Origin of the sequence: Mesorhizobium sp. M5C.F.Ca.IN.020.29.1.1, from assembly GCF_003997375.1 — a bacterium.
Lineage (GTDB): Bacteria > Pseudomonadota > Alphaproteobacteria > Rhizobiales > Rhizobiaceae > Mesorhizobium > Mesorhizobium wenxiniae.
In genome coordinates, this window is sequence record NZ_RZSW01000299.1 from 1 (window position 1) to 7602 (window position 7602).

Consider the following 7602-nt stretch of genomic DNA (forward strand, 5'->3'; position numbering starts at 1 on the left):
GTCGCTGAAGCGGCTGAGGCAGCTCTGCCAACAGAATGGCCTGCTCCTGATCTTCGACGAGGTCCAGTGCGGCATCGGCCGCACCGGAAAATTGTTCGCGCATGAATGGGCTGGCGTCACGCCCGACATCATGGCGGTTGCCAAGGGCATCGGCGGCGGCTTCCCGTTGGGCGCCTGCCTCGCCACCGACGAGGCGGCCGTCGGCATGACCGCCGGCGTGCACGGCACCACTTTCGGCGGCAATCCGCTGGCGATGGCGGTCGGCAACGCCGTGCTCGACGTGGTGCTGGAGGACGGCTTCCTGGAGGATGTCCAGCGCAAGGCGCTGCTGTTAAAGCAGGGGCTGGCGGGTGTCGCCGACGAATTTCCTGATATCATCGAAGACATCAGGGGCACCGGCTTGATGCTCGGCCTGAAATGCGCCGCACCCAACACCAAGGTGAATATGGCGTTGCGCGACCAGCATCTGCTGGCGGTTCCGGCCGGTGACAACGTCCTTCGCCTGCTTCCGCCGCTCACCGTCACCGACGCCGAGATCCATGAAGCGCTCGACCGCATCCGCGCCGGCGCCAGGGGCCTGGCCGATGCCATAGCCGCGGCTGCCGCGAAGTAACAGTCGAAAGACCCCAAATGAGCCTTCGCCATTTCACCGATCTTTCCGCCGTTTCCGAGGGCGATCTGCGCTTCATGCTGGACGATGCCGTCGTGCGAAAGGCAAGGCTCAAGGCTGGCGAGCGGACAAAACCGCTCGAAGGCAAGGTGCTGGCGATGATCTTCGACAAGCCGTCGACGCGCACGCGCGTATCCTTCGACGTCGGCATGCGCCAACTCGGCGGCGAGACCATCATGCTGACCGGCACCGAGATGCAGCTCGGCCGCTCCGAAACCATCGCCGACACGGCCAAGGTGCTGTCGCGCTATGTCGATGCGATCATGATCCGAACCACATCGCATGACCGGCTGCTGGAGCTGACCGAGAACGCCACCGTTCCCGTCATCAACGGGCTGACCGACGATACCCATCCGTGCCAGCTGATGGCCGACATCATGACTTTCGAGGAGCATCGCGGTCCGGTCGCCGGCAAGACCATCGCCTGGACCGGCGACGGCAACAACGTGCTGCATTCGCTGCTGGAGGCCTCGGCGCGGTTCCGCTTCAATCTCAACGTAGCCGTGCCGGAAGGCAGCGAGCCGGCGCAGAAGCATGTCGACTGGTCGAGGGCGCATGGCGGCAAGTTGAACTTCACCCGCTCGCCCGAGCAGGCGGTCCACGAGGCCGACTGCGTCGTCACCGACTGCTGGGTGTCGATGGGCCAGGAGCACCGTGCTCGCGGCCATAATGTCTTCTCACCCTACCAGGTCAATGCGGCGCTGATGGCGAAGGCGAAACCCGATGCGTTGTTCATGCACTGCCTGCCGGCGCATCGTGGCGAGGAGGTCACTGACGAGGTCATCGACGGGCCACATTCGGTGGTGTTCGACGAGGCCGAGAACCGGCTCCACGCCCAGAAGGCGGTTTTGGCCTGGTGTCTGGGCGCTTGATCCGGGCCGCCTTGATCCGGGAGTACGTGATGCCTATCTCAGCCGCATCACGTAAATCGAGCGCGTTTCGACGCATGCGCCCCGGAGGGCGGCATGGCCGCGCCCCGGAGCTTTGTCATGTTGGAAACTCATCAATTGGCTGAACATCAACCCAAACTCGGCGAATTCGGCTACGCCGGCGACGATCATGTCGTGCCCTTCGAGGTCGGCCCGCTCGACGTGCGCGGCCGCACCGTCCAGCTCGGGCCGATGCTCGACGCGATCCTCAGCCGTCATGACTATCCCGAGCCGGTCGCCCGCCTGCTGGCGGAAGCCTGCGTGCTGACGGTGCTGCTTGGCACCTCGCTCAAGTTCGAGGGCAAGTTCATCCTGCAGACCCGCACCGACGGGCCGGTCGACATGCTGGTGGCGGATTTTTCCACGCCACAGGCGCTGCGCGCCTATGCTCGCTTCGACGCCGACCGGCTGGAGGCACTGACATCTGTCGGCGAGACCTCGCAGCAGACGCTGCTCGGCAGCGGTGTCCTCGCGCTGACCATCGACCAGGGTGCCCACACGCAGCGCTATCAGGGCATCGTCCAGCTCGACGGTGAGACGCTGGAGGAGGCCGCGCGCACCTATTTTCGCCAGTCGGAACAGATCCCGACCGACCTCAGACTCTCGGTGGCCAAGCTGTTGACGCCCGGTGTCGGCGGTGCCCGCGAGCAATGGCGTGCCGGTGGCATCCTTGCGCAATTCCTGCCGCAATCGGCGGAACGCATGCGCGTGCCCGACCTTCCGGGCGGCGACGGCGATCCGCGCGATGAGATACATGATCCGGCCGACAATTCCTGGCAGGAACTTCTGGCATTGCTTGGCACCATCGAGCCGACGGAACTGATCGACCCGACGATCGGCGCTGAGCGGTTGCTTTACCGGCTGTTCCACGAGCACGGCGTCCGCGTCTTCGGCGGCGTACCGGTAGCCGACGAGTGCTCATGCTCCAGGGATAAGATCCGCGGCGTACTCGAAGGTTTCTCAGCCGACGAGATCAGGGACAGCACCGAGGATGGCGGCATTCATGTCGCCTGCGAATTCTGCTCGAAGCAATATGACTTCGATCCGGCGGAGTTTGCCGCGGCGCAGTAGACCATGATCCCGACCGAAGGTCCGCGCATCGAAAAGTGGAAAGCGTTTTTGCTTCGCTGACCTTCGGTTCGGAAAAGGTCCTGGTCTAAGAGTTAGAGCCCATCCCGATTCTATCGGGATGGATCAGGTCTAGCTGGTCAGTTGACGGTGCGCCGCGTGCCCGGCAGATCGAGCGAAAAGGCGGGGATGGCGACGTCGAACGTCTCGCCTCGCTTGTTGCGCATCGTATAGTGGCCGACCATGATGCCGGACGGCGTCGAGAGCGGGCAGCCAGACGTATATTGATAACTGTCGCCGGGGTTGAGTTCGGGCTGGTCGCCGACAACGCCGGCGCCGCGCACTTCCTCGACCCGGCCGGTGCCGTCGGTGATGTGCCAATAGCGTGACAGAAGTTGTACGAATTCATCCGACTGGTTGTCGATGGTCACCTGGTAGCCCCAGACATAGCGGTTCTCCGACGGGTCGGAGCGATCTTCCAGATAGAACGGCCTGACCTGTACTTCGATGTTGCGCGTAACGGCGCTGTACATAGCCTACTCCACAATATGCAGACGGAACTTTCGACGCTCTCCGCAGTTTGGTCAACGGGGCGCTTCCGTCGTTGCCCGACTCGTTTGCGCGCAGGTGCCGAAGAACAATGTCATTTAAGTGACACATGACAATGATGGTGTGCAGGGCCGGGCGACTCAGCATTCCGTCGAACTGTTGAAAACGGCTATCATGCGGCCGGCTTTTCTGGAGTGACCAGATATCGATGGAACTGACAGTCACAGCCGCCTTGCTTTCCACAGCTCTGCTTCTCGTCAATCTTGCCAGCATCCTGCTCGCTTCGTTGAAGCTGAAGCGGCCTGGCAGGATCGCGCCGCCAGCCGGCAAGGCGCCTCCGGTGTCGATCGTCGTGCCGTCGCGCGGCGTCGAGCCGTTTGCCGAGGAGACGCTCGAGCGCGCCTTCTCTCTCGACTGGCCGTGCTATGAACTCATCTTCTGCGTCGCCCATGCCGACGACCCGGTGGCCAGGCCGGTCACCGATGCGATTGCCCGTTTTCCGGCCGTGCCGGCCCGGCTGCTCGTCGGCGACGATCGCATCAGCGGCAATCCGAAACTCAACAATTGCGTGAAGGGCTGGGAGGCGGCGCGCCACCGCTGGATCATCCTTGCCGATTCCAACGTTCTGATGCCGAGGGATTATGTCCAGCATCTGATGGCGGCATGGCGGCCGGACACCGGCCTTGTCTGCTCGACGCCGATCGGCTCGCGGCCGGACGGGTTCTGGGCTGAGGTCGAATGCGCCTTCCTCAACACGCTGCAGGCGCGCTGGCAATATACCGGCGAGGCGATAGGCCTTGGCTTTGCCCAAGGCAAGAGCATGTTGTGGGACAAGCCCATGCTCGACGCCAATGGCGGGATCCGTGCGCTTGCCGCCGAGATCGCCGAGGATGCCGCCGCGACCAAGCTGGTCAACGGGCTTGGACTGCGCGTCAATCTCGTCGCCTCGCCCTTTGAGCAGCCGCTCGGTTTTCGCACGCTCGGCGAAATCTGGTCGCGCCAGGCCCGCTGGGCACGCCTGCGTCGCGTCACCTTCCCACTGTTCTTCGCACCCGAAATACTGGTCGGCGCGGCGGTGCCGCTGGCGCTTGCGCTGGTTGCTGCGGCCGGCGCCGGCTTCAGCCTGTCGGCGACCGCCCTCGTTGTGCTGGTAGTCGCCTATCTCCCGGAATGCGCTCTCGCCTCGGCCAAGAGCTGGCACCTGTCGCTACGCATGGTCCCGGCGATGATGGCGCGCGATTGCATCTTGCCGATTGTCTGGGCGCGTGGCTGGCTCAGCGGTGCCGTCGACTGGCGTGGCAACACGATGACCATCCACACCAGCGCCGTTGCGGAATTGGAAGAGACCCCGTCGGGCGCCTGACCGCGCCTGATTTTGACGATTCGAGCGACACCGCCCAGTGCACTATCTGGCGGCTTTCAGGGCCTGCTCGATGTCTTCGAGCAGGTCGTCGGTGTCCTCCAGGCCGACGGACAGCCTGAGCGTGCCTGGCCCGATGCCGAGTTCGGCGCGCGCCTCGTCGCTCAGATTCTTGTGTGTCGTCGTCGCCGGATGGGTGATCAGGCTCTTGGCGTCACCGAGATTGTTAGAGATCAGCACGATATCGAGCGCGTTCTGGAAGGCGAAGGCCGCCTGCTTGCCGCCCTTGACGTCGAGGCAGATCAGCGTCGAGCCGCCCGACATCTGCCTCTTGACGACCGCCGCTTGCGGGTGATCGGCGCGGCCGGGATAGATGACGCGGGCGATTTCCGGCCGCTCGGCGAGGAAGTCCGCGATCCGGCCGGCACTTTCCGTCTGCTGGCGCACGCGCAGCGGCAGCGTTTCCAGGCCCTTCAGCAGCGTCCAGGCGTTGAACGGCGACAGGCTGGGACCGGTGTGGCGGAAATAATCGTGCAGGTTCTCGTCGATCCATTTCTTGTCCGACAGGATGACGCCGCCGAGGCAGCGCCCCTGGCCGTCGATGTGCTTGGTCGCCGAATAGACGACGATATGGGCGCCGAGCTGCAACGGCTTCTGCTGCAAAGGCGTGGCAAAGACATTGTCGACGATCAGCCGCGCGCCGATCGAATCGGCAAGCGAGGCGACGGCTGCGATGTCGACGACTTCCAGCGTCGGATTGGTCGGGCTTTCAAGGAAGAACAGCTTCGTGTTGGGCCTGACCGCCTTTTCCCAATTGGCGATTTCGGTGCCATCGACCAGCGTCGCCTCGATGCCGTATTTCGGCGCCAGCGTCTCGACCACCCAGCGGCAGGAGCCGAACAGCGCGCGCGCCGCCACGATGTGGTCGCCGGCCTTGGCGCTGCACAGCAACGCCGCTGTCACCGCCGCCATGCCGGATGCGGTGGCGCGGGCATCTTCGGCACCTTCCAGCGCACACATGCGCTTCTCGAACATGTCGACCGTCGGATTGGCATAGCGCGAATAGATGAAGCCCGGTTCCTCGCCCTTGAAGCGGGCCTCCGCCGCCTGCGCCGTATCGTAGACATAGCCTTGCGTGAGATACATCGCCTCGGAGGTTTCGCCGAAGCCGGAACGCAGCGTTCCCGCATGCACGAGTGCGGTCTGAGGCTTCCAGTTGCGCTTGTTGCTCGTCATCACCTTGTTCCAAACACCAAAAATGGCCCAAATACAAAAAAACCGGCCGCGAAAGTCGCAACCGGTCCATATGGCCTTCCGGGCCGACGGTCCTTTAGCGACTTGTTTAACGTGGCTGCAAGCCGACCGGCCAAATCACCACGGGATAACGACCCTTTAAACCCGCACCACGCTTGCGTCAATTGCCGGCATGATTAAGAGGTTTGTACCAGCGGGTTCCGCGGCAGGAACCTGCGACAAAACGAGACCACGCCCGGCCTTCGAGCGGAGCCAGACTTTGCGGCAGACAGGCATTCTTCCCGATCAGGATATTTCCGCGCTGTTCCGGTCGGGCGCGCTGAAATCGCCGCGCGCGCTCGATGCCGACCAGGTCCAGCCGGCCAGCCTCGACCTTAGGCTTGGCGACAAGGCCTGGCGGGTGCGCGCCTCCTTCCTGCCCGGCCCGAACCACAGGGTTGCTGAAAAACTCCACCGCCTGAAGCTGCACGAAATCAATCTCGCCGACGGTGCGGTGCTGGAGACGGGCTGCGTCTATATCGTGCCGTTGCTCGAGAGCCTGGCGCTTCCGGCAAACGTTTCGGCCTCGGCCAACCCGAAGAGCTCGACCGGACGGCTCGACATCTTCACCCGGGTGATGACCGATCGCGGCCACGAGTTCGACAAGATCGCTGCCGGCTACAACGGCCCGCTCTATCTGGAAGTCAGCCCGCGCACCTTTCCGATCGTCGTCCGTGCCGGCTCGCGGCTGTCGCAGATCAGGTTCCGCACCGGCAATGCGCTTTTGTCGGAAAGCGAGCTGCACGAATTGCATCGTGCCGAGACGCTCGTCGCCACCGAGCCGCCGAACATTTCCGGCGGCGGCATCGCACTGTCGATCGACCTCGATGGCGACAAGGACGGGCTGGTCGGCTACCGCGGCAAGCACCACACCGGCCTGGTCGATGTCGACAAGCGCGCCGCGCAGGATGTTGTCGATTTTTGGGAGCCGCTCTACAAGAGCGGTGCTGGCGAACTGGTGCTCGATCCCGATGAATTCTATATCCTCGTCAGCCAGGAGGCGGTGCATGTGCCGCCGCTCTATGCCGCCGAGATGACGCCCTTCGATCCGCTGGTTGGCGAGTTCCGTGTCCACTATGCCGGTTTCTTTGATCCGGGCTTCGGCCATTCGGCGGCCGGGGGCACCGGCAGCAGGGCTGTGCTCGAAGTGCGCAGCCACGAAGTGCCGTTCATCCTCGACCACGGCCAGATCGTCGGACGGCTGGTCTACGAGCACATGCTGAAGCAGCCGCAGGCGCTCTACGGCACAGATCTCGGCTCGAATTATCAGGCACAGGGCCTGAAACTGTCCAAACATTTCCGCGCCGCGCGCTGATCCCCGATCAACCAGACTGTGCTTGCCTGGCCTTGCGGGTCGTGCTTGGCTGTGCCTAACCATCAAGGTGGTTGAACCAAGGGAACAAAGAAATGCAGATTTCAAGATGGATCGCATCGGCAGCAACAGCTGCCATGCTGGTGATGGCTGCCGGGTCCTTGTCGGCGCAAGCACAGGAAAAGTTGAAGATCGCCACCGAAGGCGCCTATCCGCCGTTCAACACCATCACCGCGGATGGCAAGCTCACCGGCTTCGACATCGACATCGCCAATGCGCTTTGCGCTCAGATGAAGGTCGAATGCGAACTTGTCACGCAGGACTGGGACGGCATGATCCCGGCGCTCCAGGCCAGAAAGTTCGACGCCATCATCGCGTCCATGAGCATTACCGAGGAGCGCAAGAAGCAGGTCTCCTTCAC

Annotated in this window: 8 protein-coding genes and 1 riboswitch; of the genes, 6 read left to right on the plus strand and 2 right to left on the minus strand. The window is 63.4% G+C overall.

Annotated features, from left to right (window positions below):
- The 3 genes from EOA85_RS21845 to EOA85_RS21855 all read left to right on the plus strand — a co-directional run.
- On the plus strand, positions 1–613 hold a 613-nt coding region (locus tag EOA85_RS21845), incomplete at its 5' end, for an aminotransferase class III-fold pyridoxal phosphate-dependent enzyme (RefSeq protein WP_127211133.1).
- 17 nt (positions 614–630) lie between these two features.
- Positions 631–1542 carry an ornithine carbamoyltransferase gene (gene argF / locus EOA85_RS21850; RefSeq protein WP_127211134.1) on the plus strand — a complete coding sequence of 304 codons (912 nt, stop codon included), beginning with the start codon at positions 631–633 and terminating at the stop codon, positions 1540–1542.
- Positions 1543–1635: 93 nt separating this feature from the next.
- On the plus strand, positions 1636–2670 hold the full coding sequence (locus EOA85_RS21855; protein WP_127211135.1) for an Hsp33 family molecular chaperone: 1035 nt from the start codon (positions 1636–1638) through the stop codon (positions 2668–2670).
- A gap of 137 nt (positions 2671–2807) precedes the next feature.
- Here the strand turns inward: EOA85_RS21855 and apaG are convergent, their stop codons facing one another.
- Positions 2808–3200 carry a Co2+/Mg2+ efflux protein ApaG gene (gene apaG, locus EOA85_RS21860; RefSeq protein WP_065005838.1) on the minus strand — a complete coding sequence of 131 codons (393 nt, stop codon included), beginning with the start codon at positions 3198–3200 and terminating at the stop codon, positions 2808–2810.
- 224 nt (positions 3201–3424) lie between these two features.
- On the opposite strand from apaG, the gene EOA85_RS21865 reads away from it, so the two are divergent.
- Entirely contained in the window at positions 3425–4579 is a 1155-nt protein-coding gene (locus EOA85_RS21865; RefSeq protein WP_127211136.1) for a ceramide glucosyltransferase, read from the plus strand.
- A gap of 42 nt (positions 4580–4621) precedes the next feature.
- On the opposite strand, the gene EOA85_RS21870 is transcribed toward EOA85_RS21865, so the two are convergent.
- Positions 4622–5812, minus strand: coding sequence for an O-succinylhomoserine sulfhydrylase (locus EOA85_RS21870; protein ID WP_095517058.1), 1191 nt, complete (start codon positions 5810–5812; stop codon positions 4622–4624).
- 74 nt (positions 5813–5886) lie between these two features.
- A riboswitch (SAM riboswitch) is annotated at positions 5887–5964 on the minus strand.
- Positions 5965–6089: 125 nt separating this feature from the next.
- Here EOA85_RS21870 and EOA85_RS21875 point away from each other — a divergent pair.
- Together EOA85_RS21875 and EOA85_RS21880 are read left to right on the plus strand one after the other, a co-directional pair.
- Positions 6090–7184: a 2'-deoxycytidine 5'-triphosphate deaminase gene (locus EOA85_RS21875; RefSeq protein ID WP_127211137.1), complete on the plus strand. Its 1095-nt coding sequence runs from the start codon at positions 6090–6092 to the stop codon at positions 7182–7184.
- Positions 7185–7276: 92 nt separating this feature from the next.
- Positions 7277–7602, plus strand: a 326-nt coding sequence (locus EOA85_RS21880; protein WP_127211138.1) for a transporter substrate-binding domain-containing protein, incomplete at its 3' end; no start/stop codon positions are given.